1 protein-coding gene and 1 rRNA gene are annotated in these 746 nt (G+C 37.9%); both read left to right on the forward strand.

Annotation, left to right across the window (positions count from 1 at the left end):
* Positions 1-223 precede the first annotated feature (223 nt).
* A 5S ribosomal RNA gene (gene rrf / locus VF685_RS14040) occupies positions 224-338 on the forward strand.
* Positions 339-506: 168 nt separating this feature from the next.
* Positions 507-746, forward strand: a 240-nt coding sequence (locus tag VF685_RS14045) for a transposase (protein WP_440203683.1), incomplete at its 3' end; no start/stop codon positions are given.

Below are 746 nucleotides of genomic sequence, written 5' to 3' on the forward strand. Positions count from 1 at the left end.
GCAGTTGTATATAAAGCATCAATTGATTTTATATTGATCTAACGATCAGACGAAAACTTGATTTAGTTAAGCTAATCGAACAAATGAGAGTATAATTAAGCACTGCTTAGTTCTACTCGCAAGAACTCAGATACATCTGTTAATGCATTCTATTTGAAGAAAGCTAGGCAAACGAAGCGCAAGCAACGTAAATAAGACCATAGCGAGTAAGCATACCAGTTGTGCTGGCGACCATAGCAAGAGTGAACCACCTGATCCCTTCCCGAACTCAGAAGTGAAACCTCTTAGCGCTGATGGTAGTGTGGGGTTACCCATGTGAGAGTAAGTCATCGCCAGCTCATTATTCAAAATCCCCCAAGCAAAAGCGAGGGGGATTTTTTTACGCTTTTAATAAAGCTAAAGAATTATAAGTCCCAGAAAAGTATCTAGGGTCTGTTGACATTTACTGTGCAAAAAAAATAGCGAGAAAGTAGAATTTAATCGCCAAACCAAATCTACTCCTCGCTATGCCTCGTACAATGTTGACTGATCAACACTGGTCTAAGTTAGAAAACATTTTCCGTAATTTTCGTATTTATCTCAAACAAAATCTTCGAAATTTTATTGAAGCTATTCTTTATAGAATCCGTACAGGCTGCCCGTGGCGGGATTTACCTGCTGCCTTCGGAAAGCCAAACTCCATATTCAAGAAATTTTCCCGGTGGTCGAAAGATAATAAGTTATTAAAAATATTTAAGTTAATTTCA

This window comes from Acinetobacter sp. Brlt_5, assembly GCF_051949055.1.
Taxonomy (GTDB): domain Bacteria; phylum Pseudomonadota; class Gammaproteobacteria; order Pseudomonadales; family Moraxellaceae; genus Acinetobacter; species Acinetobacter indicus.